At 39.8% G+C, this 25,257-nt stretch carries 17 protein-coding genes and 4 pseudogenes; 12 read left to right on the top strand and 9 right to left on the bottom strand.

Annotation, left to right across the window (positions count from 1 at the left end):
- Positions 1-13: 13 nt before the first annotated feature.
- The 3 pseudogenes from PGX00_RS20370 to PGX00_RS20360 form a co-directional block, all read right to left on the bottom strand.
- A pseudogene (locus PGX00_RS20370) lies at positions 14-1,248 on the bottom strand (ABC transporter permease).
- A pseudogene (locus tag PGX00_RS20365) lies at positions 1,238-2,466 on the bottom strand (ABC transporter permease). Before PGX00_RS20365 ends, PGX00_RS20370 begins: the two co-directional pseudogenes overlap by 11 nt.
- 65 nt (positions 2,467-2,531) lie before the next feature.
- Positions 2,532-3,283: pseudogene (locus tag PGX00_RS20360) on the bottom strand (outer membrane lipoprotein-sorting protein).
- 227 nt (positions 3,284-3,510) lie between these two features.
- Here PGX00_RS20360 and PGX00_RS20355 point away from each other — a divergent pair.
- Positions 3,511-4,392, top strand: a complete 882-nt coding sequence (locus PGX00_RS20355) for a LysR family transcriptional regulator (RefSeq protein WP_272140007.1) — start codon at positions 3,511-3,513, stop codon at positions 4,390-4,392.
- 184 nt (positions 4,393-4,576) lie between these two features.
- Positions 4,577-5,794, top strand: a complete 1,218-nt coding sequence (glgC, locus tag PGX00_RS20350) for a glucose-1-phosphate adenylyltransferase (protein WP_272140005.1) — start codon at positions 4,577-4,579, stop codon at positions 5,792-5,794.
- 184 nt (positions 5,795-5,978) lie between these two features.
- On the opposite strand, the gene PGX00_RS20345 is transcribed toward glgC, so the two are convergent.
- Positions 5,979-6,851, bottom strand: a complete 873-nt coding sequence (locus tag PGX00_RS20345; RefSeq protein WP_272140003.1) for a sterol desaturase family protein — start codon at positions 6,849-6,851, stop codon at positions 5,979-5,981.
- Positions 6,852-7,003: 152 nt separating this feature from the next.
- Between PGX00_RS20345 and PGX00_RS20340 the strand changes: the two genes are divergently transcribed.
- Both PGX00_RS20340 and PGX00_RS20335 read left to right on the top strand, forming a co-directional pair.
- Complete coding sequence (locus PGX00_RS20340) at positions 7,004-8,287, top strand: imelysin family protein (RefSeq protein WP_272140001.1); 1,284 nt, start codon at positions 7,004-7,006, stop codon at positions 8,285-8,287.
- A gap of 72 nt (positions 8,288-8,359) precedes the next feature.
- On the top strand, positions 8,360-9,826 hold the full coding sequence (locus tag PGX00_RS20335) for a di-heme oxidoreductase family protein (RefSeq protein ID WP_272139999.1): 1,467 nt from the start codon (positions 8,360-8,362) through the stop codon (positions 9,824-9,826).
- A gap of 302 nt (positions 9,827-10,128) precedes the next feature.
- On the opposite strand, the gene PGX00_RS20330 is transcribed toward PGX00_RS20335, so the two are convergent.
- Genes PGX00_RS20330 through PGX00_RS20320 form a run of 3 tightly spaced genes read right to left on the bottom strand, consistent with a single transcriptional unit; the run spans position 10,129 to position 13,214 of the window.
- Positions 10,129-10,968: an energy-coupling factor transporter transmembrane component T family protein gene (locus PGX00_RS20330; protein ID WP_272139997.1), complete on the bottom strand. Its 840-nt coding sequence runs from the start codon at positions 10,966-10,968 to the stop codon at positions 10,129-10,131.
- Positions 10,965-12,659, bottom strand: a complete 1,695-nt coding sequence (locus tag PGX00_RS20325) for an ABC transporter ATP-binding protein (protein WP_272139995.1) — start codon at positions 12,657-12,659, stop codon at positions 10,965-10,967. Before PGX00_RS20325 ends, PGX00_RS20330 begins: the two co-directional genes overlap by 4 nt.
- Before the next feature lie 6 nt (positions 12,660-12,665).
- The gene (locus PGX00_RS20320) at positions 12,666-13,214 is read right to left on the bottom strand and encodes an ECF-type riboflavin transporter substrate-binding protein (RefSeq protein WP_272139993.1); all 549 of its coding nucleotides are present in this window, start codon (positions 13,212-13,214) and stop codon (positions 12,666-12,668) included.
- Positions 13,215-13,857: 643 nt separating this feature from the next.
- Between PGX00_RS20320 and PGX00_RS20315 the strand changes: the two genes are divergently transcribed.
- Entirely contained in the window at positions 13,858-15,435 is a 1,578-nt protein-coding gene (locus PGX00_RS20315; protein WP_272139991.1) for a putative bifunctional diguanylate cyclase/phosphodiesterase, read from the top strand.
- 22 nt (positions 15,436-15,457) lie between these two features.
- Here the strand turns inward: PGX00_RS20315 and PGX00_RS20310 are convergent, their stop codons facing one another.
- On the bottom strand, positions 15,458-16,339 hold the full coding sequence (locus PGX00_RS20310) for an AraC family transcriptional regulator (RefSeq protein ID WP_272139989.1): 882 nt from the start codon (positions 16,337-16,339) through the stop codon (positions 15,458-15,460).
- Positions 16,340-16,428: 89 nt separating this feature from the next.
- On the opposite strand from PGX00_RS20310, the gene PGX00_RS20305 reads away from it, so the two are divergent.
- The 7 genes from PGX00_RS20305 to PGX00_RS20275 all read left to right on the top strand — a co-directional run bounded on the left by PGX00_RS20305 (position 16,429) and on the right by PGX00_RS20275 (position 24,233).
- Positions 16,429-16,662: a hypothetical protein gene (locus tag PGX00_RS20305; RefSeq protein ID WP_272139987.1), complete on the top strand. Its 234-nt coding sequence runs from the start codon at positions 16,429-16,431 to the stop codon at positions 16,660-16,662.
- Positions 16,662-17,078 (top strand): glycoside hydrolase family 3 N-terminal domain-containing protein, encoded by a 417-nt coding sequence (locus tag PGX00_RS20300; protein ID WP_322107897.1) that lies wholly within the window; start codon positions 16,662-16,664, stop codon positions 17,076-17,078. The genes PGX00_RS20305 and PGX00_RS20300 overlap by 1 nt, the downstream gene beginning before the upstream one ends.
- Positions 17,079-17,112: 34 nt before the next feature.
- Entirely contained in the window at positions 17,113-18,627 is a 1,515-nt protein-coding gene (locus tag PGX00_RS20295; protein WP_272139985.1) for a glycoside hydrolase family 3 C-terminal domain-containing protein, read from the top strand.
- 325 nt (positions 18,628-18,952) lie between these two features.
- Positions 18,953-20,611 (top strand): sensor domain-containing diguanylate cyclase, encoded by a 1,659-nt coding sequence (locus tag PGX00_RS20290; protein ID WP_272139982.1) that lies wholly within the window; start codon positions 18,953-18,955, stop codon positions 20,609-20,611.
- A 544-nt stretch (positions 20,612-21,155) separates the two neighbouring features.
- Entirely contained in the window at positions 21,156-22,823 is a 1,668-nt protein-coding gene (locus PGX00_RS20285) for a methyl-accepting chemotaxis protein (protein ID WP_272139980.1), read from the top strand.
- 280 nt (positions 22,824-23,103) lie between these two features.
- Positions 23,104-23,901, top strand: a complete 798-nt coding sequence (locus tag PGX00_RS20280; protein ID WP_272139978.1) for an EAL domain-containing protein — start codon at positions 23,104-23,106, stop codon at positions 23,899-23,901.
- Positions 23,902-23,954: 53 nt separating this feature from the next.
- Positions 23,955-24,233, top strand: a complete 279-nt coding sequence (locus PGX00_RS20275; RefSeq protein WP_272139976.1) for a putative quinol monooxygenase — start codon at positions 23,955-23,957, stop codon at positions 24,231-24,233.
- A gap of 14 nt (positions 24,234-24,247) precedes the next feature.
- Here the strand turns inward: PGX00_RS20275 and PGX00_RS20270 are convergent.
- A pseudogene (locus tag PGX00_RS20270) lies at positions 24,248-24,827 on the bottom strand (GGDEF domain-containing protein).
- Positions 24,828-25,257 lie beyond the last annotated feature (430 nt).

Raw genomic sequence — 25,257 nt, 5'->3', positions numbered from 1 at the left:
TCTCTTGGATAAATCAATGCTTCTCTGACATAGCTTCGGCAGGTTGCGTTTTAGTATTTGGCGCGCGGGATAAATCGCAGCAACAACACTTGAAAACACCACCGTCAGAAATATGGTCTGGTACTCAAATGTCGATACTCTAGGATAAAGCACCGTATCAACACCATACGCTCCTAGACCTTCAGCCATTTTCCCCAAAGGCAAACCAGTAAATTGTAAAACCTGAATCATCGCCATACAGGCAATGAGTCCAAGCGCTGCACCGCAAACTCCGAGCCACACTGTTTCCAGCATGATCAAGATAAAAATCTTATGCTTTTGCATACCAACCGCCATCAGCACACCAAATTCTTGAGTTCGTTCAAAAACAGACATCAACATGATATTAACGATACCAAACCCCATCGCGATAACAAAAATCACCAACATGATGAGGTTACTTATCCCCATCGTAGCGATCATGGATGCCAACATGGGTTGAACTTCAGTCCAATCGCGGATGCTATTCTGAGAAGCACTGATAGCGGTTAAACCAGCAATTGTTTTGGATAGGTCTTTAAGGCTTTGTGTATTGATTTCGTCTTGCAAAAGAATCGCTATTTCATGGACACCTACCATATGGGCCACTTTTTCAATATCCGCTTTTCTCACATAGACGTTATTGTCGTCAAAAGTAGTGTTAGGTGTTTTGAAAAAACCTCTCACTCTAAAAGCAGAGCCCGTCATCTCTCCCTGCCCATCAGTAAAGGTAATCACCACCTTTGAACCAATACGAAGTTTCAGTCTACCCGCTACTTTCTGTGAGACTAAAACCGGGTTACGACCCTCGCTAGTTAGGCTTTCACCTTCGGTTATACTGCCTGTTATTGGCGTGAGGCGACTTTCGGATTCAATATCAACTCCGTTGATTCTGACCCCTCTTGTACTTCTTGCCGAACCGATCATTCCATCAACCAAAAATCTCCCTGACCACGCAAGTACGTCTGGGTTTATCCTCAATTCTCCAATAATGGCCTCGGGTTCAATAATAGTGGCGGTAATATCAGGGTTTTCAACATACTCTTTATTTTGGATCTGAACATGGCTGGTTTGCCATGCAATCGCATTATGAACCATGTTATCCACCATGCCAGACATAAACCCCATCATGACAACCACGCCCATTAAGCCAAAGACCATCGCACCTAACATAATTCCGGTTCGAAGCTTATTACGCCAAAGGTTACGCCACGCTAATCTAACGAGCATGTGCACCTCCTTTTAAGGCGCTTACTAATTCCAGCTTCAAGATACGGATCATCGGATAGATAAGGCTGAGAACCAAGATAACTAACACAGCTACTATTTGATTAAAAAACAGGTAAGGTGCTAAGAGTACCGGCATTATGGGTTCAAACCCCGAGTCACGCATAAGTTGAGCCGACTCTCCAGTGATCTCAATTGGGTTGAAATATAGATAAGTCAGCACGGGAAACGCAAAAATCAAACCTAAAATCACACCGATAAAGGCAATGAATACTGACTCTATGGCAACTAATTGCAATAGACGATTTCGCAGCATTCCAGTCGCTAACATAACGCCAAACTCTCTTTGGCGTTCTAGCGTCATCATTAATATTGTTGCAAATAGGCCAAAACCAACCACACCGTAAAGCACATAAATAAGAAAGATACCCCCTGCTTTATCCATTGCGATCTGCTGAGCTAATTCAGGTGCTAAGTCTTTCCAGTCTCTCACCTTATATTTATCGCCATAGCTGAGGTTCAGTTGCGCAACAGTTTGATTTAACTTGCTGATTTTTTTGTATGCAGTACCCATGCTGTTACAAAATTATCAGTACTGTACAACGTTTGCGCTAATTTAAGGGGAAGATAAACTAATTGGTTGTCGAGCTGGGGTAAAGGAAAGTGAATAATTCCCTTAATTTTGTATAACCCTGCCGCTGTTTGACCTCGATACCCTTGTCCGTACAAAACAAGCTCGTCCCCTACAGACAAATCAAAAAAGTCAGCAAGGCCTTCTCCGACGAGAACCTGTTTGTCATCCGCATTTAGATACTCTCCTGACACCATTTTTTCACTGATTTTCGAATAACGGTCCTCTTTGTCTGGTTCAACGCCCATTACGATAACCCCTTTAGATTTTTCTCCCGAAGCGGCTAATGCAAACGACTCAATACGAGGCAGTACAACGCTGATATTTTGATTGGATTGGATGGGTGCCAGAACATCTTCTGAGGAACCAATAACATCATCAATACTTAAGCTATCCGCATACTCGATGTTTTGAATCTGTATTAAACCGGTATAAAATCGAGCGGAGTTTTCAATATTTGCTTGATAAGTCCCTTCTTGAAGCGTTCTAACTAACAGAGAAAGAAACAGAGCCAAAGCCAAAGCGGAAGCCGTCAAAAACGTACGCCGTTTTTGCCTCCATAGATTACGCCACGCTAACTTAACTAACATGCTCATCCCTTATCATTCGCTGTGCTGTTTCTTTTGGTCAGATAATGTTGCTCATTGTATTTCTTTTAGTCACGCAGCGACTTCATCTGGCTTTGCGAGAAAAATTCATCCCCTACTTCAAAATCAAACTGTGCTTCATGGGTTATCAACTCTGTTTTGTTACCTTTTTTTCCGCTGGTATCATCTCCATGCGAGTTGCTAGCATTCTGCCCCCCATTTCTTTTATATCAAAGGTTTGCATGAGGTTAACCTGCTCGTCGAACTCATCATAAAATACCACTTTGCGTTGCAGATAAGTCTCTTTTGAAATCCATAGACGCACCTTGCTCCACACGACTGGCGCGTCTGGCTTCGCAATAGCATCAATGACATAGGTAGTTTCACCATCAAACGGTTCTTCATGGATAAGCGTATGATCATAGTCGACCACGATAGACGATTGGTTAATTAGATCGTCATTAGTAAAATCTGAACCCATCCAGGATTGACTCAACATAGATGGCGCGATTTTTATGATACGCTCAATACCAGGAATCCAATTCCACATCTCGCGCTGACGCTTAAGAGAAGCGCTGCCTTTATCCTTTGCTGGTGCTGTCACTAGGACCAAAGAGAGCTCTTTACCTTTTGTCCAGCTTTTCATGCTCATGCTCCGAGTCCAGTCTGGCCGAATAATATTCATAGTAGATACGGTATAACTAGAATCTCCGCGCATTTGTTTGTCCGATTTTTCGACAATATCGTAAGCTGACTCAGCAAACACAGAGCAAGAAAAACACATGAGTACTAAAACAAGCAACTTGGGTAAAGAGCACATAGTTGTATCCAAATATCAAATACCTAGAGTAAATATAGCACGTGAACTGAAATATTATTTAGAAGTAGAAAGCAATGTAAGAAAACAGTTTCTGCATGATGATCATTGTCGTTTATCAACGCTATCGGAGATTAAATAACAGAAAAAAATACAGCACTAGATTTAATAATAATTATCAATTAACCTTATTTTAATAATTTATTTTTATTGAAACAAGGCTCACCTCCATGCTTAACGCTCAGTGGCTCAATACGTTTATTACCTTGGTTGAAGTCGGTCACTTCACAAAAACAGCCGAAAAATTATTTATGACACAACCAGGAGTGAGTCAACACATCAAAAAGCTAGAGATGCAACTCAATGTAGAACTACTTGAAAAAAATGGTAAGCAGTTCGAACTTACAGATGCGGGTCAACAGGTATACCAATATGCTTTAGCTTTGCAGAGCAAAGAAAACGAACTCATAGAAGCAGTAAAAGTTGACTCTCCTCATGCAGGTAAATGCTTATTTGCGATGTCTGGCTCTCTTTGCATGCAATTTCAGGTGCTCTTTCTCGACCGACAAATTGACCACCCTGCTCTATTTGTCTCTTTAGAATCAGCACCAAACTATCGCATTGTTGACGAGTTATTGAGTAGCAAAATTGACTTAGGTATCGTCACACAAAAAATACCTTCTCCTCAGCTAGAGTACCAACTCATTGGAGAGGAAAAACTCTGTTTAGTTGTACCTTTTGGTTTTGATCTTCAGAACTGGATGTTAAATGACTTAATCTCCCTCGGTGTGATCAATCATCCTGATTGCGAGCATTATTTACTGCAATTCTTATCCACTTGTAATCAAGAACACGAGTTGAATAATATTCCCCACACTGGCTATATTAATCAACTGAGTCAAATCCTTAATCCTGTTGCAAAAGGATTAGGTTTTACTCTCCTTCCCGAAAGTGCGGTAAACGCCTTTCCCTCACAAGATCAGATATCCATATTACCTCTAACAGAAGAAATTAAAGAACCCTTGTATCTGGTGCAAAAGCGGTATCGCTCTCTTCCTAACCGTTATAACTGGTTCATAGACACCATAAAAGAGTCATTTAGTCGCATATAAAAATGGCGAACCGCCTTATATTGGTGCGCCAGCATTTTTAGCTCGCCCTAATATGGTGCGTAAAAATTAGTGAGTTTTCAAATAATCATATAATTCATAAGGTTAATTATTGGCTCGATACTTGAATTGTTATCTGTAAAACAATCCGTAAATATCAAATGCACTTAATCAGGGAGTGATAAAAATGCTAGACACTTTAACGGTAGTACTCGCCGGTGGAATGGGCTCTCGCCTCTCACCATTGACCGATAATAGGGCAAAACCAGCGGTTCCGTTTGGTGGGAAATACCGAATTATTGATTTTACTTTGACCAACTGCCTTCACTCCGGCTTACGACGTATCTTAGTACTTACGCAATACAAGTCGCACTCACTTCAAAAACACTTAAGAGATGGTTGGTCAGTATTTAATCCAGAGTTAGGTGAATACGTTACCGTTGTTCCTCCTCAAATGAGAAAAGGTGATAAATGGTATAGCGGTACAGCAGATGCTATTTATCAGAATTTATGGCTTTTATCACGTAGCGAAGCAGAGTATGTAGTGGTACTTTCTGGCGACCATATCTACCGCATGGACTATGACCCTATGCTACAACGCCATAAGAAGACAGGTGCGGATTTGACGATTGCGTGCATGGAAGTACCAATCAAAGAAGCGACAGAGTTTGGTGTAATGGCCATTGATGACAAAAGCAAAATTGTCGCATTTGAGGAAAAACCAAGTAAACCCGCTTCGCTACCCGATAATCCTGAAAGAAGCTTGGCGTCTATGGGAATCTATATTTTCACTACCGAGGCGTTAATCAACGCGTTAGAAAAAGATGCAGAAAACCCAGACTCTAGCAACGATTTTGGCAAAAACATCATTCCAGACCTGATTAATCAAAATAAAGTATTTGCTCATAAATTCGGTGGCGATTCTGGACGAGTAACTAAAGATGCATACTGGCGCGATGTGGGTACAATCGACTCTTTCTATCAAGCCAATATGGATTTATTAGAACCCGTCCCACCTATGGACTTATATCAGCGTGATTGGGCAATTCGTACTTATGAACCACAATTACCACCAGCAAGAACCACCTCATCAGCAACAGGTAACGAAGGAATATTCATTAACTCCTTAATTTCAAGTGGTGTGATTATCTCTGGTGGTTCGGTACAGAATTCTGTTCTTTCATCCAATGTGCGCGTCAATGATGGCGCAACTATCGCCGACAGTATTTTATTCGACCACGTAGAAGTGGGCGAAAACTGTCAGCTTAAAAATTGTATTATTGATAAACACGTTAAAATTCCCAATGGCACCAAAATAGGGCTCAACCCAGTAGAAGATGCTAAACACTTTACCATTTCTGAAAAAGGCATTGTGGTAGTGCCTGAATCATATGTGTTTGACTAGTTGCATGACTCCATAAGACAAATACTTACGGAGTATGATGTATACCAAATAGGCTGAGCAGACTTCTGTTTCAGCCTATTTCAATAAAGCGATCTGTCGAGATTCGACACGAAATGATAATCAAGCTAACCACTCTCTTTTGTCTACAACGCCTTATTAATCCACTTTGCAACACTCGATGATATTAACGAATGCCACTCCACTGCTGTTTAATTGTATTTCGATTAATGGTTGATTTATCTAATCCAAAGCCATGCACCTGTTGTGTATTACTTAAAAGATGGCACTTAAACAACTTGTCCCAAATGGCCAAGGCTGAGCCGAAATTTTTATTAAAGTGTTTACGATCCAAACTATGATGGATTTGATGCTGTGCTGGACTAATAAAGAGGTGTTCTAGTTTTGAGAATCCCAACCAAACTGGACTATGGCGCAAATTACTTGCACACATATTAAATACGAAGATAAACACATTCACCCCCATAATTTGCGTTATAGCGAGTTTGTTTTTAAACAAGTATAAAAATAAACCTGTCACGATTGCACCGATGAATAGACTCCGGACAGCATTAAGACACATTTCAACAGGGTGGATACGGTATAAGGTCAACGGAGTCATGCTCGTTGCACTATGATGTACAGCATGAAAACGCCACAACAAGGGTATTTTATGCATCATAAAATGCACCAAAAATTTAAACAAATCCTGAGCAATAAACAGACAAAAAGTGAACAAGAACATAACCCAGAATGGGTCTAACTGCCAGTAGTTGCCAATCCCAAAAACACCAATTAGCACTTGGTTAACCGATAGTGCATAACTAATTTGCAATGCCATCATCGGCACTAGTAATAGCTTAAATAACCATTGGTTAATAATGAGCCATGACACATCAACAAAGCTAGACGCATTAAACCAAAGCTTGAATCGAAATAACTGATTACCAGCAATCCAATAAGCGATGAGACCACTGCTTAACAAGTACAACCAATAAACTCGCTTGTCTGGTGAAATTAGAAAAGTTAGCGGTGATATAACCGTTTCAATCCAATCCAAAATCGCCCTCCTATCAGAAATTTATATTAATTAATTTGATTATTATCAACTGAACGCTTGTTTTTGTAAATGATAATCACTACGATATGCAAATGATAACAATTATCATAAAAAGATTATTTTACGCAGTTCTATATCAGGAAGATAACTACATGTTCACAAAAAAAACCATATCTATCGTCGCCTTATCGCTTGCAGCTATTGTTGGACGCGCCACAGCAGAAAGTGAAACAAAACCAGACCAACAAGTTAGAATAGTTACCGAGCAATTGATTAAAGCAAACTACATAAATATGGCGCATGCCGCTTACACTGATTCACTAATTACCGCAAAAACCTTACAACAATCGGTACAAGCATTGTTGGCGAACCCGACTAACGAAAACCTTAATAATGCGAAGGCGGCCTACAAACTGGCTCGTATACCTTATCAACAGTCAGAAATTATGCGTTGGGATACCGACATCACTATTGGTGCAGGCCTAGAAAGTAGCGGTGGTGTAGCGAGCGTCGACGAATGGGAAGGCCAAGTAAATGCATGGCCACTTGATGAACAAGCCATTGATTACGTTGAAGGGAATGATAGTTCTGGGATCATCAACAAAAAAAATGGCAAAGCAATCACGACACAATACTTGATAGATCAAAATGGTGTTGGTGGTGAAGCAAATGTAACCACTGGGTATCATGCCATTGAGTTTCTATTATGGGGCCAAGATCTAAACGGCACAAAAGCGGGTGCCGGAGAGCGCAACGTCAATGACTTCCAAACGGATGCAAGTGATCTATGCAGCGCTTCGAATTGTGACCGCCGCCGCGAATACTTAAGTGTTGTCACACAGTTATTAGTCGATGACCTAGAGACCATGGCAAACGAATGGAGTGCACAAGCGGTTTCGACCCAAGGCACATTAGCAAACAACTTTATCCTTTCAGAAGATGGCATTCGTTATATCCTATTTTCTATGAAAGCAATGGCAACCGATGAACTAGCTTCTGCACGTATGAATGAAGGCTTAGAAGGTCGAGACCCAGAACAAGAGCATGATTGCTTCAGTGATTTAAGCCATGTGGCTATTTACTATAACCTTCAAGGCATTCGCAACGCCTTTTATGGTCATTATTACAAAGTGGATGGATCGATAATATCGGGTGACAGCGTCTCTGATTTAATTAAGCAAAAAAGCCCATCTCTATACCAACAATTTGATTCTGCCTTCAATAACATAGAAAAAAACATGAAAGTCGTCTTCGATGCCGGTGAGCAAGACATGCCAATTCGTTTCGATCAAATTATTGGTCAGAATGACAATGGTATAGAGAGACAAGCCGCATATGCTGCAGTTTATCAACTAACAGACCTAAACTCTGCGTTTACTTCTGTTGAAGAATTACTCTCAATTCACGCCCTATCACTCGATGCAGTCGGTGATTAATTTCGCTACCTTCACACCCCTTTTGAAGACAGCTCTAGGGTTGTCTTTTTCTCGTTAAAAGAAGTTTTAAAAATGAAAAAATCGTTCATCCCATTAATCTGCGTATTCTCAGTGACCGTTTTTGCAGCAGAAGTAGATCAAAAACAGCATTTATCCGCAGGTGATACGTCGGTTAAATCTGAGTTTGCCTCTGCTTTTTCATCACCTTCTGCCAATATGAAGGCAGGCAAAAGTCTTTTACAGTTTCATGGTGGTAACAAGTTTTTTGAAGAACCATGGGCACAAAGTGCGGGTTCAGTTAGCTCACAGGATGGCTTAGGCCCACTTTTTAATAACAACGCCTGCCAAGATTGTCATGTTAGAGATGGTCGTGGCCACGCTTCAGAATCCGTTAATGGACAGCGCGGGACCGACTTTAATAGCATGCTTTTACGCGCCTCAAAAAGCGATATAAGTGAAGAGCAAAAAGCCGCGATCAATCAATCTCTAGTAGCAAACGTGCCAGACACATGTATTGGTGGTCAATTACAACATCAAGCAAACTTTGGTATAAAAAAAGAAGCCAGCCAAGCCGTTAGTTATGATTACCAATACATCACATTCGCTGATGGTGATAGCATTGAACTACGAAAACCCATTTGGCATATAAAAGCCAATGGCTGTGAAATTAATGACGATACCGTACTTTCCGCTCGAGTTGCCCCTCCGATGATCGGCTTAGGCTTACTAGCCCTAATAGATGCGCAACAGGTTATTGACAACCAAGATATAGATGACAAGAACAACGACGGTATTTCAGGGCGAGCTAACTTTGTCTGGTCAATTGCAGATAACGGTGTGATCTTAGGCCGTTTTGGTTGGAAAGCGGGTCAACCAACTATTCATCAGCAAGTAGCGGGAGCATTTTTGGGTGACATGGGGTTAACGACGGAGTTATTTAAAATAGAAAATTGCATGCCAAAACAAAAAGACTGCCTTGAAGCCCCTACCGGAAATAGCGATACAACAGGGGAATATAACTATGAGGTATCAAGTAGAATTTTAGATAAGGTCACTTTTTATTCTAACCACTTATCCGTACCCCAACGGCGCAATGCATATGCAGAAGATGTATTAGCAGGTAAGGCTCTATTTAACGAGATTGGCTGTAATCAATGCCACAATGAAAGCTACACAACAGTAAGTTCCGTTGAATTCCCAGAACTATCAGAACAAAAAATATACCCATACACAGACATGTTATTACATGATATGGGTATTGAGTTAACGGACTTTGATAAAAACAGCCAGTTTGTCAAAGGGGATATTCAAGTTGAGTTTTTAGCGCAAGCCAATGAGTGGCGAACCCCTCCCCTATGGGGACTAGGGCTTACGCAAACCGTCGACCCCAACGCCACATTTTTGCACGATGGGCGCGCACGAACCATTATGGAAGCAATTTTATGGCATGGAGGAGAAGCTCAGCCTCAACAACAGGCGGTATTAAAATTAGATAAGACTGAAAGAGAAAATCTAATACGTTTTTTAAGGGATCTTTAATAAAGTTATTTTGGCAATTGTTCGTTGGTAGGTGTTGCTTGAACTATATCGAGATGTACTACATAAATGGTTAAAACATATACTTTTAGCTATACATTTTTCTACCTTTAAAAACACCACAAGAATTTGTGTAATGCCGTTCGGTTAAGGTCATTTAAACCTGTAATCCCGACGAAAACCGACGTCATCCCCATGAAAATGGGGATCTAGTACAGCCAAGATTCCCGTTTTCACGGAAATGACGAAGTATTTAGCACTAACCGATCGGCATTAACAAGAATTTGTGGTTTTTTTAAAGGTATTTACATTGGATACCAGAACAAGGTGTCATCCATAATTCGTTTTGCTATAGACAACACAACACAAACCCCGATAACCACTAAGCACGTTATATCTCTACTAGTTAACGGTCTTAAGCTATACCAAGTGCGTGTTTTATGCCGTCCGAACCCTCTCAAGACCATTGCATTAGAAATTTCATCTGCTCGATCTAAACTAGAAAATATAAGCGGACCCAAAATTTTAGATACGTTCTTCATACGCATAAATAAAGATGTATTTTTGGAAAGGTCAACTCCTCGAGCTTGTTGCGCATGAGTGATATTTATAAAATCTTTTTTCACCTCAGGAAGATAGCGTAAAGTCAAGCTCACCGCATATGCAATTTTATAAGGAACGCCTATACGGCATAAACTAGCCGCAAACTCGGTTGGATGAGTACTAAAAACAAAGACCAATGCTATAGGGAACATACTAAAATATTTCAACGTAATGGTAGACAAATAGAATAATGTCTCTTTCGTTAAGGTGTAATTACCCGGTAATTCAAGCAATATATTCTCACTACCAATCAGTATGCTCCCTTGTTGAGGGGCAAGTAGGTACATAAAAAACGCATTGAGTAATAGCACACTTCCAGTACCAATAACCAAAGGTCTATATACTTTAAACGGAATTCTAGAAATCTTAAGTAAAAGCAATCCCAAGCAGATGAGAGATAGAATAATTCGCAAATCAAAAGTGATTAGTACAACAGTTACCCATGCTAAAAACATCACTAACTTAGTAATGCCATTGAGCCTATGTAAAGGGGATCCGGTATCGATATAATTGATACCAAAAGACATTTTAGACGTGTTCATGCTACTACCTTATCTTGATTAATAAAGTGCAACATAAAATCATTTGCATCATCAATGTTCAGCATTTGAGCGAGTTGAAACAAGCTTGTGGTTGCAAGATTTGCTTTATCTAATAATTTCGGCTGGCTGAATACTTCTGTCATTGGTGCATCGGCAATCAACTTACTGTCCGAAATCACAATAGAGCGAGTAGTATATTCAAGAACAAGGTGCATATCGTGAGAAATAATCACAACTGTAATACCCAGTTTTAAGTTAAGTTCACGGATAAAGGCTAACATAGAGGTGTAGTTGTGATAATCCTGCCCAGAGGTAGGCTCATCAAGTATCAAGAGTTCTGGGTCTAGTACTAAAATAGAAGCAATGGTTACACGTTTTTTTTGACCATAACTTAACGCATCAATTGGCCAATTTCGGTATTTTTTCAAACCACACAGTTTCAATATATCAACAACTTTCTTATCTATTTGTTGTTCATCCATACCTCTGTTGCGTAACCCAAATGCAATTTCATCAAAAATCATATGATGAGAAATCATATGATTTGGATTTTGCATAACAACCCCAATTTTATTACTTCTCTCAAAGATAGATAAACCTGATAAGTCTTCACCGTTAAGCAAGAATCTACCAGCATCCGTTTCTAGCACACCCATAAGCAACTTAGTAATGGTGGATTTACCCGATCCGTTTTTACCTAAAATAGAAAGAAACTCGCCTTTATTCACTGTAAAACTGACATCTTCAAGCGCATTTTGTTCGCCATCATAGGAATAGGTGAGGTTTTCGATCTCAAGTAACGGGAGTTGCGCAGTGTAAACCGCTTTTTCTTGTTTTGTTTTAAACCAGAGTTCAACTTCTCTTTGGAATTTATTCAAGGGCATTCGAGATAGACAGGAGGGATTATCTTGTGGAGTGATCGTGCATTGCGCTGCTTTCAAAGCTGACAGATAAAGTGGTTCACGAATACCGTGTTGTTGAAGCAACCCTGATGCTAGTAGTTCATCAGGGGTACTGTCAGAAACAATTTCACCATTATCCATTAGGATGATCCGGTCAACATCGCGATGAAGAACATCTTCAAGGCGGTGCTCAATGATGATGGTGGTTTTGCTCTGTTTTTTGTGTAACTGGTCAATAATCTCAATGATTCTCTTGCCCGTTTTAGGGTCCAAAGAAGCCAAAGGTTCATCAAACAAAAAAATATCGACATCATCTACTAATATACCCGCCAGAGAGACACGCTGTTTTTGACCTCCAGAAAGATCATGGGGGGAATGCCCAAGCATAGCCTCTAAGTCCACCATTTTCGCAGTGGCTTTTACTAACGGGTACATATCGACCGTTGACACAAGCTGGTTTTCTAGCGCAAAAGCAATATCTTCACCAATGCTAAGTCCAACAAACTGACTGTCGGTATCTTGCAGCACTGTACCCACGTGCTTTGTAAATTGGTGCATATCGAAAGAGGAAGTCCCAATACCATTTATGGTCAGGACTCCTTTTATATCGCCTTGATAAGAATTCGGAATAAGACCGTTTAAGCATTGCCCTAGCGTTGATTTTCCGCTTCCGCTTGGTCCAATAATGACAACCTTTTCACCTTGCTCAATTTTTAAATTGATATTCTTAAGTGTTGGTTTATCTAACGACTGGTACTTAAACGTAAAATCTTTAAATTCAATGCTCATTTAGCGCTATTCTTCCGTCAAATTACGACTCTGTTGGTTACGCTTGGCAACGCTTTTTAAAATGAAGTATCCAACAATAGCGATCAAAATAGTATTGCCGGCAGCAATAATACAAAGTTGCGTAAATACTTTTGCAAACGGTTCAGCATAAAGCACGGTATCTAAGAAAGCGGAACAGCCATAACCAACAACATTACCTATAAGGGCCAATACAACAAAAATCGCGAAATCCTTAGAATTAAACTCCCCTAACTCCAATCGGCCACCGGTAACTTTTGGAAAGATACCAATCACAATACCCACGATACCCGAACCCAGAACCCAAGTGAACCAAACACCCCACCCCGCAAATAAGTCAGTCACCCAGTGACCAATAAAGCCAACCAAGAAGCCCACAATAGGTCCAAAAAGAACAGAGAACAAAGCTAATACAGCCATTGCTGGTTTTAAAGTAGTATTGGCAAATACTGGCACACCAAACATTGGCAAACCGCCAATCCCATATAGTGCAGCGCCGATCGCAATTACTACAACTGTTTTTGCAGTTAAATTCATAGAGTAACCTTCCTTAGTTTGAGAGAATCCATAGACAATTCATAATATTATCTATGGATGATAATGGAATTCGAATCAGATGGATAGACTTTTAGATGGCTGCCTGTATTTTTTTGTATCTGCACTTTAACGATCAAGATCTCGATGTCAACTGGGCTACTTGACTCTCGGTTATAAATTAAGCGTCATATTATTTGTACTCGGCTCTATTAACTCAAAGGAACGTCCTTTCCCGCTCTGGGAAATTTGATTCATATTAAAGCTGTTGTCGCTAACCAATCGTTCTTTTGGCACACTCAGTTTTCTGTCTTTTAATATAAATTATTGAACACCGACCCTTAATTGCACCGCGAATAAAGCCGAACAATGAAAGCCTCTTTCGTTCTCTTTAACCAAAAAATACAAACCTATCTACATAAACAATCATCATAAGTAAATTATATAACTCTAATTAATTTCAAACAATTTCAAATAAATTCAAATAAATTATTCAAATTTTTCATTGATCTTCATAATATATAATATAAAATTATATTTTATTTAAATAGCTCATGACTCCGGTGCACAATATTCCTTCATGCAACTGTCATTCTTAAATGATGCTACGCAGAGGTATGCGGCTAGTCTTATGACAGGAAACGCAATGCAAGAACAATTACGAAAACAGATAATTCGAGATTCAATAATATCGCTTGCTGTGTTAGTTCTTGCCACGATATGGTTCACGAAGTATGAAACATTTGAAAGTATTATGCTTTTCCTACAACAGCATGAAAGCTGGGAACTTGATGAGCTATTTCTAGTCCTCCTTCTTAGTCCAGCAATTCTGTTATGGTTTGCCATGCGACGATTTAGAGATGCGCTTACTCAAAACCGACAACGAGTATTAGCTGAACAAGAATTCCAAAATAAATTGAAATTTGACTCGTTGACGGGCCTCCCTAACAATGCCTTCTTAGAAAGCTTACTTGATGAAAAAATAGAGGCCATAAATAACTCAAATAATACTTTAGTGTTCGTCATTATTAGCATAGTAAAATATGAAGCCCTATATGAATGTCACTCCTCACAGGAAATAGATGACAGCTTAATAAAACTAAGGAATAGAATTAGTGACATCTCGGATTTAGACTGGATTATTGCTAAACCTAGTCGAAATAGATTTGCGCTAGTGATTGAAATACCTGAAGAGAAAAACATTGAAGTTTTGGCGCATAAATTGTCAGAGCAACTAAAATTTATACCACTGAACACCAGTGAACCAGTGATTCAATGTAAATTAGGGCTAACTTACTTTAACGACAATGATGAGCCAATTTCTTCAGTTAATATGATGATGCAAGCATATGAAGCTCTTCCTAAAATTCAACATGACGATACGGCGTATACTATTTTTCAAAAAGCAGAAGAAGCAAATAAACTTAACGATTGCAAATTGAGAAAAGAACTCAGCTCAGCAATAAGCAACAACGAACTCGTCTTACATTTCCAACCTCAAGTGGTATTGAACTCCGGTGAAATTCTAAGTGCAGAGGCCTTGGTTCGGTGGAATCACCCTGAAAAGGGTTTCCTTACTCCAGATAAATTTATCCATCTAATCGACCATCATCCCATAAGTAGCTTTTTCGGAGAGTGGGTCATTGAGGCTGCTCTCAATCAAATAAAAAAAGACGCCCGTGTAGCAATTAGTGTGAATATAACAGTTTGCCACATTGAGCGTGCTGAATTTTCCCAGAGCCTAGCGAAACTACTGAGTCGTTACCCAATGGTCTCCCCTAGTAAATTGAAAATTGAACTCACAGAAAGCGCAGGTATCACCGATTATAAGAAAGTGGCGTTGTCTATGAAAGCGTGCACAGCTTTGGGTATACGTTTTTCCCTCGATGACTTTGGTACGGGGTATTCTGCATTGAATCAACTGCGGGTGCTTCCTATCGCCCAAATCAAAATAGATAGAAGTTTTATTCGAAATTTTTTGACTGACCAAACTGATTTTATGATGGTGAGTTCCTTAATTGGCCTTGCAAGTAACTTCAATCTTGAAGTGGTCGCGGAAGGTGTTGAGACCTTAGAACAACTTGCAAAACTCAACGATTTGGGTTGCCATAAAGTTCAGGGTTTTTTATTTTCTAAGCCCTTGAGCGCACCTGAATTTGTATCTTGGATAAATGAATATAACGAATTGAATTTCTTACCTAAAAAACAAGTAATCCGCCAGTGATAACTCTGCTCATAGCAAACAGTTACCGAGTAATCACGAACTGTAGTTTACGATACTCTCTTGGAGAAAGTTCGGTCTGTTTGCGGAACACACGAGAGAAATAGTTACTGTCATTAAAGCCGCAGTTCTCAGCAATTTGATTGATATTAAGGTTGATGTCGCTAGCTAATAGCTCTTTTGCACGTGAAATTCGCTTGTCGTTTAAGTACTGGCTAGGAGTAGTTTGAAAAAACTGGTGAAACAACCGCTCTAACTGCCGAGTGCTAAGAAAACTTCTCGTAGCAATATCGTTAGCACGTAAGCTTGGGTCATAATAATGCTGCTCTATAAAAGATAAAGCCCGTGCTAGCGCTAGCGTGTTTTTTTGCTTTGCATTGGCTTGTTCTGGGTAGTTTCGCACAAGCAATACTGCGAGATGTTGCAGCATAGCTGTTAATACGGATTCAAACCCCAATTTGGCCTCATTATACTCTGTATAAATTTCTTTCAACAATCGCTCCACATGAGCCAATATATCCCCTTGTATGTTCAAGTAAGGTACGCTCGATTCCTGTTCTCGAGCCAATGGGTCAATATTAAATAGCGCTTGATAACCGGGCAAAACACGTATTGCTGGCGTTTCAAAAAACGGCTTCCGTTCATCGAACATCAAGTTAAATATCATCAATTCATTCGCATTACTAAAACCATGCTCTACGGTGCCATTAATAACAAAAACATCCCCAGTTTTGATCGTTGATCGTTGTTTACCAACAATATGTTCTGCTTGACCAGATAAGACAATCATGAGTTCAGAGAAATCGTGGCGATGTAAATGGAATGCGCCATCGTGTATTGCTGGCTGAATACAGAATGGAATATTAGAATGAAGAAGGTGAGAGCTAAGTCTATAAGTCGTAGTCATGTCGATATAATGCTAATAATTGTCGCTTTTGACAAGGTTTATCGACCATCGACATTTTATGGTAATCCAAATTTATTGGAGATACCAAGATGAATCACCCTTACCAGAATCCAAACTTAAGCATTAAAGACCGTCTTGAAGACCTTTTATCACGCATGACCGTTGAAGAAAAAGTTGGTCAGATGTTGCAGCTTCCTGCGCACGACCAAGTTCATGTGGATAATTTAGAAGCGATGAATGTTGGTAGCTACCTGCACTGCACTGGTGACCAACCTCAGAAGCTTCAAGACAGAGCCGCAAATACTCGTCTTGGAATCCCCTAATATTTGGGATTGACGCCATTCATGGCCATTGCTTTGAAAATGAAGCGACCGTTTTCCCTACTCAGCTAAGTGCATCTTGTTCTTGGGATAAAGACTTAATGGAAAAAATGGGGCAAGTGACTGCACTTGAAACCCGCGCAGCAGGACAACACTGGACCTTTTCTCCAGTGCTATGCGTAGGCCGTGACCCTCGCTGGGGACGCGTAGATGAAACCTATGGTGAAGACCCATGGTTGATTGGAGAACTTGCCGCCTCGACCATTGTTGGTTACCAAGGAAACGACTTTAAGAATGAAAACTCTATTTTAGCCTGTGCAAAACACTATGTTGGTTATGGAGAAACTTTAGGGGGCGTGATTCCTACGAAGCCGATACTTCGAAACGAAAACTACTGTCACTGTTTTTACCCCCTTTGAAAAAGCCGTCAAAAAAGCAAACTGTGCGACATTGATGACAGGTTATCAGTCTATTGATGGCGAACCATGCACCACAAACTCTTGGTTATTAAAAACAGTAGCTAAAGAACAGTGGGGCTTGAACGGATTTATAGTAACCGACTGGAATAATGTTGGGTCGCTACATGACAAACAGGGTGTCGCTGCAAACTTAAAAGAAGCGAGTTACAAAGCACTCGTTGGTGGTAATGACATGATGATGACCACTCCTGAATTTTATCAATCAGCGATTGAATTGGTAGAAGAAGGAAAAATTGATATATCCATCATTGACGACTCTGTCAGCAGAATCTTAGAGGCGAAATTTAAACTAGGACTATTTGACGAAAATCGTTACACCTCCATTGAACGCAAAAAGTTACTTGGAAGCGAGCAAGCATGGGACCTGTCACTGGAGGCCAGCCGTAAAAGCTTAGTATTACTCAAAAATGATGGGGTGTTGCCGCTTAAACCAAATAAGGTTAAAAAGGTTCTGGTTGTAGGGCCAAATGCCGATGATATTATCGCTCAGTTAGGCGACTGGTCTTTTGGTTCAATGCAGGCAGAAGCCAGCGATGAAAGTTTCCACCGAGCGCAAACCATTACTCCTTTAGCTGGGCTGCAAACCATGGCAAAAGAGCTAGGGTTTGAGGTCGAGTATATAAAAGGGGCAGACTGTTTAGACACAGAATTTGAAGAAATAGACAAAGCCCGTTTAGCAGCTGAAAGAGCAGATGTGGTTATCGCTTGTGTTGGTGATACATTAAAACAAAATGGTGAATTCCACGACAGAGCGAATTTAGATTTAAGTGGTTATCAAAACCAATTACTTGAAACCGTGTCTTGTACTGGAACCCCAGTCATTGGCGTACTAGTGGCTTCCAAACCACTTACCATTCCTAAAATGGCGCAACAAAGCAATGCGGTTGTATGTGCATTTAACCCTGGTTGTAAAGGGGGACAAGCTTTAGCTGAACTTATATTTGGTCATTATAATCCTAGTGGAAAACTGACAATATCGTTCCCGCATCATGTTGGTCAAGTTCCTGTATATTACAACAAATATGTTGGCTGGCATGCGCGCTTAGAAGCGGATCTCGGAGGGCAAGAGCGTTATATAGACATGCCGGAGACACCCTTGTATGTGTTTGGCGAAGGCATGTCATATACCCAGTATGAGTATTCGGAACTACATATCAATAATCCAACCCTTAGCCCTGGTGACGACCTTAAATTTAGTATTAAAATAACCAATGCGGGTACACGAGATGGCGTTGAAATAGTGCAAGCCTACTTCAACGACGTGTACAGCTCTGTAACCACTGAAATTAAGAACTTGCGCGCGTTTGAACGCATTGAACTGAAGGCAGGAGAAACCAAAGAGGTTCATATGACTATTGCGTTTGATGATTTAGCACTGGTTAACTCCTCTCTTGAACGTATCGTCGAGCCGGGAGACTTTGAGTTAATGGTTGGTTCCAGCTCCAAAGATAGTGACTTAACAACAGCGACATTTGAGGTCGTTGCTTAAATTCTGCCTCTACAGCATGCCAAATCACATTGAGTGTGGTTTGGCGTGTTTTGACAAAATACACTCTTCTTTAAGTTTACGTGCACTCGTTGAAGTCAGACTCTAACGACCACATCATCACAGAATTTTCATCTCGCGACTTCAACCTTCTATAGACTATGGAAATTTTAAGCTATGAGTTACGCCAATATTATTGATAGACTCGATAATATTGGCGTAATCAATTACCTTTATGTCTAGTGTCGTAGCAAATGACTATTTCTCTAGATACAGTGATAGAAATCAATTTGTATCACTTGAACAGTACCATTCACCAAGGTGCGATATGCAGCATAGTATCAAAACGAAAATTATTTTCAGTTACTCTCTTGTTACCATCATGTTCACAACGTTGCTGATGGTAGCTTTGTATACTAAAGAGAAAGACAACGTATTGGAGTTGGCACTAAAAAGTAGTTCTGAGCTAGCGAGTATGCACGCCAACTTATTAAGTCGAGAATTTTCTCAGTATATCTCCATGCTCAAGGTCGTCAGCGGCGACATTCAGATAAAGCAAGGTGACACCGAGCATATAAAATCAGCGCTAAATCGATTGATGTCAGTTGGAGACGATAGTTTCTTGAATGCCGTCTATGTGGATAACGCCTTAAATCTAATAGACTCTAAAGGCTTTACCGGAAAGATAAGCCATAGCGCCTTTTTAACCGCAGAGCAATGGCGTGGCAAAGAATTCAATATTACCTCTCCTTTGAAAAGTCAGTTTGAAGGAGAGCTAGTTACAATGGTCGCCGTACCAATCCTCGATGACGATAATAATTGGCAGGGGACGCTTGCTACTGCAGTATCCCTATCTAAACTGAGCGATAGACTTTCTTCTATTAAACTAGCTCGAGACAGTTACGCATGGCTAAGTGATGCTAATGGAAACATAATTTCTCACCCCAATGATGATTTTATAATGAGCTTTAATCTCTCTGAAGCAGAGTCTTTTGGATTCCCAGGTTTTGACAAAGTACTTAATAAAGTCAAGGTTCAAGAATTTGGTTATGGTGAGTATCAAGATATCAATATTGATGAAGAAAAAGTGGTAACGTTCGCCAAAGTCGAAAATGTCCCTGGTTGGACGCTTTATATAACAACTTTAAAGTCTGACATTATTAAGGATGTTAATGAGATTTTAATTAGCCTTTTAATAACCTCAATCTTCTTAATGACCATATGCCTATGGTTTATTTACCAGCTATCTCAAAGAATGACTAAACCAATTGTGCAATTGACTCGCGAGGTTAGTCATTCAATTAACATGCCCGGTTCTCCGATTACTGTTATCCGTTCAGGAGATGAAATCGAGAAACTCTCTATTGCTTTTTCTCAAACCCTGATCAAAACAAATATGTATGCTCAGTACTTGGAAGAAATGGTAAGAAGTCGGACCAAAGAAGTGGAAGCCAAAAATAACCAACTGGAAACACAGAACGTAAAACTTGAGGAACTCGCATCGAAAGATGCGTTAACAAATCTCTACAATAGACGAGCGTTTCAAATCTTTGTGACAAAAGAAATAGCAAGAGTGAAGCGATATCGCAGTGAGGCGTCACTTGCCGTGGTCGATATTGACCATTTCAAACAGATAAACGATACGCACGGCCACGCAGTTGGAGATGACATATTACGTAAACTAGCAGGTATCTTAATAACTCAATCCCGTATAGAGAATGTCAGTTGTCGCTGGGGAGGAGAAGAGTTTGTGATACTTATTCCTGAAGCCGACTCTCAAAAAGCGTTTTGCTATATTGATACGTTACGTACCACAATTTCGCAAAGTGATTTTAGTCCAGTAGAAAGTCTCACTATAAGCTCTGGGATATCATCTTGCCAGCTGACAGATACATTCGAAAATTGGTTCCAAAGGGCGGACGCTGCGCTTTACACTGCCAAAAACAGTGGACGTAATAAAGTCATTGTGGATAAATGCCATTTATAATCCGCCACAGGTTAGTATTTCATTATCAAATTGAAGACTAACCAGCGGCACAATATAACCGCTCTTTCAATTTTTCTTACTAGTGGGTGGGTAGTGATATCCATCTCACAAATGCATATTTTATCAACAATGTGATCTTATTATCCATCCCATATTGTGTTATTTTGCTGCTCTGGATCATCTATTTAAAGGGCAGTAACAATCCATAGGTATCACGCTATCCAACTGATATTAAAAAAATTAAATACGCCCCTATTACTGATTTATTTTTAACAAACTATTTTCATGTTTCTTTTAAGTTTGTCCAGTAATTCACTATTGTTAATTTTGTTAAATTAGGTCCATAATAGTATTAAAGTGTTCTAAACCAATAATCGGTTAGCGACAGAACAGCCTACTTAGATGCGGTTGGTTCTGTGTCAGGTTAATGGTGCATATCTAAAATATGGACGACTAGAATCCAAGCTGTGTGAATTAGATAACTTTAATAAAAATAAAACCAACGTAACGTCTGATTGGCTCTTTTAAATTTGAGGAGCTAACAATGCCTGTTTTATCCATAAAATCTCGATTATATCTATTATCTATCGTCCCCCTATTAATTCTCGCTGCAGGAATGATGATAGAGACTTATCTAAAAATGTCAGAACTTGGCACTTCTCAGACCAAAATGGTTCGGTCTGAAATGCTTGAAATGCAAAAAAATGGGTTAAAAGCTTATGTCGAAATTGTTGACACCGTCTTGTTGCCTCTAAAAGAAAGCAATGCTTCAATCGAAAAGGTTGTCGACGAACTTTCCAAAATTAAATACGCAGAGGCCGGTTATTTTTTCGGTTATTCAAGTAAAGGCATCAGGGTATTTAGTGGTAGTAGCACGAAAGGAATAGGAGACTCTTTTTGGGACGCCAAAGACTCTAAAGGCAATTTATTCATTCAAGACATTATCAAAAACGCGAAAAAAGGTAACACGTTCACTTCTTATTACTTCCCCAAATTAGGTCAAAACGAACCTTTAGAAAAGCTCAGTTTTTCAATATATGAACCACAATGGGATTTGGTTATTGGTACCGGATTCTACCTAGACGATGTAAACGCCACTGTGGCCAACATGAGTGCAATAACCAACGCACAAACGTCTGATAGCTTCACAACAATAGCGACATTTGGAGCCGTGATAATAATAGTGTCTACGGTGTTAGCCTTTTTTGTGTCTCGAAGTATCCTCGCACCTCTCTACCAGTTTGGCTCTTCAATTGCCGATTTTGCTGAAGGGAAAGGCGATTTAACAGCACGTATGGACCAATTTAAAGTCCCTGAGTTTGCTAAATTAAGTTCCAATTTCAACGTATTTATCGCTAACCTTCAATCTATTATTAAAAATGTAACGGAAGTGAGTGGAGAAATAGAAGAAGAAACCACAAACATGAGGGGGCGTGCAGACAGGGTGGATTCGCTTTCAAATCAACAACGTGAAGAAACTGAACAGGTCGCCACAGCAATGACTGAGATGACAACGACAGCTCAAGAAATCACCACTAACGCAGTAAGTGCGGCAGAGGCTGCCCATATTGCAGAAGATAAAGCCCAAGAAGCCGTATCGACAGTGGATACCGCCGTTGTTTCTGTCGAATCGTTAGCGAAAATCATTACCGATGCCGCTATTTCTATGGGCAAACTAGAAAGCAATGTAGAGAATATTTCTAGTTCACTTAATGTGATTGAAGAAATAGCTGAACAGACTAATTTGTTAGCGCTTAACGCAGCTATTGAGGCAGCACGAGCAGGAGAACAAGGCAGAGGGTTTGCTGTTGTTGCCGACGAAGTCAGACAGTTAGCAAGTAGAACACAGCAGAGTACACGAGAGATTAGCGAGGTGATTAGCCAACTAAAAGTGTCTACTAATGAAGCCGTTTCTGCTATGAATAATAGTAATAGCCAAAGTGATCTTACCGTCGAGCAAGCCACTCAAGCTGGTACGGCTTTACAAGAAATTTTATCTGCCATTGCAACAATAATGGATATGAATGCTCTTATAGCCACCGCGACAGAAGAACAGAGCCAAGTAGGTGTCGAAATTTCAGAGAGAGTGGTTGTGATATCCGAAACGAGCAATGAAACAGCCAATGTTGCCAATACTAATAGGCAAGCAAGTGGTCATCTAAACTCTAAAGCTAAAAATTTGAGCGAATTAGTTAGCCAATTCGAAGTTTAACCACATTAAAAATTGAGTTAGGTGTTGCGCTTGGCTCAATTCAACTGATCAAATAAAATAAGTTCGATGTAGCACGTATAAATAGCCCGTTCTTTATCTAAACAAACGTTATATCTATGCGTCCGATGCAAGGGACCTTATGCGGCTTGCAAAATTGACCCCATCCAGATCACATAATCAACATAAATGGTAAGCCCATCAATAATCGGCTCGCCAAATCATTGACTTGTAGAGTTAATACTCTATTTTATAGAAAAAATTAAAACAAAATATAATTCAAATGTCAGACATTAAGCTAGATGAGCTTCAGTGGTACTTCGTCGCACAAGAAAATGAATGGGTCGCCAGCTACGGACAATATACTCTCAAGTCTTTTTTTCAACCAATATACACTCAAAATATAGAGACAATTTATGGCTATGAATGTCTTATCAGAGTCTACCTATGTAATGGCCGAACTATCAGCCCATTAGATTTTTTTGCTTATTTTTTAGACGAAGATGAGCTTGTAAAAGTAGGTATTGTATGTGCTTGGTTACACATTCGAAATTTTGCCAAGCTTAGTTTAAATGGCAAAGTGTTTATTAATATTCATCCAAACATGTTTGCTTGTACTCAAACGATTAAAAATGCCACTTCGCAAATCCACAATCGGATTTGCGAAGAAGGGTTATCATCAGAACAAATAATTTGGGAAATTACCGAATTTAAAGAAAGCAATGTACAAAAATTTATCGCTGGTGTAGAAGAATTCCGACAGTTAGGTCACCAACTTGCTATTGATGATTACGGGCAACAATTTTCTAACGATGAACGAGTCTCTCTACTGAAACCCGATATTGTGAAAATTGACCGCAGTCTGATCCAAGAATTTTTCGGTACAACCAACGCAACATACCTTCCTGAATTACTAGAAAATTTCAACCAAAATGGCATCTGCACAGTTATTGAAGGCATTGAGACTAAAGAAGAATATGAACGTATTAAACACCTCCCTTTTTCTTTAATCCAAGGTTACTTTACCGGAAAGCCTTATTCCATGAGTTGCATATCTAACACTAACTTTACCAACTTCTGAAATATGTATATCGTGGCTTCTATGTAGAAAAAACGGATTAATCGGAATGTAATATGGCGAATGTCACACTAAAAGGGTTTATCCTTGTGCCAAGCGATAAAATTAAACTTGTTGAACGAGAGCTTCGAGTTCATACGGATCTCACACTTAAAGAATATGGCTGTATTACTTTTCAAGTCACTAAGAACGAAAAGATTCCTAATAGGTTCGATGTTTATGAAGAGTTCGTAGATCGAGCCGCTTTTGACGCCCATCAAGCGAGAGTGAAAGCATCGTATTGGGGAAAAGTAACCGTAAATGTTGAGAGACACTACGAGGTCATTGAAAAATAGAGTAAAACGCTAAACTAGTATTCAATTTCTGTCGTCGTTTGCCATGCTCGAGTACAGTCCCTACCTTGACGTTTCGCTTCATACAAGGCGGAATCTGCACGGCGAATTAAGTCTTTAGTAGAAATATTACTTTCATAGGCTGTTAGGCCGACACTTGTCGTTACCAAGTCACCAAACGAAAATTGGTTATTTCTAACTTTGTGTCTTATACCTTCACATATATTTGTGGCTTCATTTACGTTTGTACTAGGTAGTAACAATACGAATTCTTCTCCCCCATCTAGCTAGCGTATCAGTTTTGCGGATACTGTCATTAATTAAGGCTGCAAATTCTTTGAGTACTACATCTCCTGCCGTGTGTCCGTACTTGTCGTTAACCTTCTTAAAATGGTCTAGATCAAAAATCGCCAATGTAAAACTCGTTTTAACGCGTTGAAATCTTAAAATCTCACTGTCTAAACTTTGCAAAAATATATATCTATTCCAGCATCTGGTTAACTCATCTTTTGTCGCGCTGTCACGCAACTTGTCTATCACTTTTTCCTTGCCGACTTCTAAGTAACAAGCGGCACCACCACCAAGTAAGAGAGCCATAACGTGGTTATAAATAAAGGCATTTGGAGTACCCGCCCCTACTTCTGGCGTATTTAACGCAAGGTTTCCGATGATAAAAATAGAAAACGATACCGACAGTACAGAGCCCCAAACAATTCCGATCAGTGAAAATGAAATGAGTGGAACGAGTAATAATAATGGTGCTGCGAGAACTGGGTTACGATAGGCAAGATCGCCAATAACCCATGCGAGTGACAGCGAAGCCACCCATGAAGGAAAACCAAGACGATACTTTACTTTAAATTGATAGTAAGCCAGTGCGATAACGACGCACCACACTATTCCTATCACAAGCTCAAAGTTATCCCCCATGTAAATATAGTTTCGGATTGTTGACCGAAACAACATCACTAAACCAAATAGCAATAAAAAATTTAGTAGTTGAGCTTTTCGATAAGCGTGTAGATCA

It is taken from the genome of Vibrio algarum (assembly GCF_028204155.1).
Taxonomy (GTDB): Bacteria; Pseudomonadota; Gammaproteobacteria; order Enterobacterales; family Vibrionaceae; genus Vibrio; species Vibrio algarum.
Note: the sequence above shows the minus strand (reverse complement) of the source record. Positions and strands in the feature narration are given on the sequence as shown.

Bases quoted from the DNA above. Each gene is read 5' to 3' on its own strand.
- PGX00_RS20305 (WP_272139987.1), top strand. From the start codon at position 16,429: ATGAATCACCCTTACCAGAATCCAAACTTAAGCATTAAAGACCGTCTT.
- PGX00_RS20320 (WP_272139993.1), bottom strand. From the start codon at position 13,214: ATGAATTTAACTGCAAAAACAGTTGTAGTAATTGCGATCGGCGCTGCA.
- glgC (WP_272140005.1), top strand. From the start codon at position 4,577: ATGCTAGACACTTTAACGGTAGTACTCGCCGGTGGAATGGGCTCTCGC.
- PGX00_RS20280 (WP_272139978.1), top strand. From the start codon at position 23,104: ATGTCAGACATTAAGCTAGATGAGCTTCAGTGGTACTTCGTCGCACAA.
- PGX00_RS20340 (WP_272140001.1), top strand. From the start codon at position 7,004: ATGTTCACAAAAAAAACCATATCTATCGTCGCCTTATCGCTTGCAGCT.
- PGX00_RS20335 (WP_272139999.1), top strand. From the start codon at position 8,360: ATGAAAAAATCGTTCATCCCATTAATCTGCGTATTCTCAGTGACCGTT.
- PGX00_RS20315 (WP_272139991.1), top strand. From the start codon at position 13,858: ATGCAAGAACAATTACGAAAACAGATAATTCGAGATTCAATAATATCG.
- PGX00_RS20285 (WP_272139980.1), top strand. From the start codon at position 21,156: ATGCCTGTTTTATCCATAAAATCTCGATTATATCTATTATCTATCGTC.
- PGX00_RS20295 (WP_272139985.1), top strand. From the start codon at position 17,113: ATGACAGGTTATCAGTCTATTGATGGCGAACCATGCACCACAAACTCT.
- PGX00_RS20275 (WP_272139976.1), top strand. From the start codon at position 23,955: ATGGCGAATGTCACACTAAAAGGGTTTATCCTTGTGCCAAGCGATAAA.
- PGX00_RS20330 (WP_272139997.1), bottom strand. From the start codon at position 10,968: ATGAACACGTCTAAAATGTCTTTTGGTATCAATTATATCGATACCGGA.
- PGX00_RS20325 (WP_272139995.1), bottom strand. From the start codon at position 12,659: ATGAGCATTGAATTTAAAGATTTTACGTTTAAGTACCAGTCGTTAGAT.
- PGX00_RS20355 (WP_272140007.1), top strand. From the start codon at position 3,511: ATGCTTAACGCTCAGTGGCTCAATACGTTTATTACCTTGGTTGAAGTC.
- PGX00_RS20310 (WP_272139989.1), bottom strand. From the start codon at position 16,339: ATGACTACGACTTATAGACTTAGCTCTCACCTTCTTCATTCTAATATT.
- PGX00_RS20290 (WP_272139982.1), top strand. From the start codon at position 18,953: ATGCAGCATAGTATCAAAACGAAAATTATTTTCAGTTACTCTCTTGTT.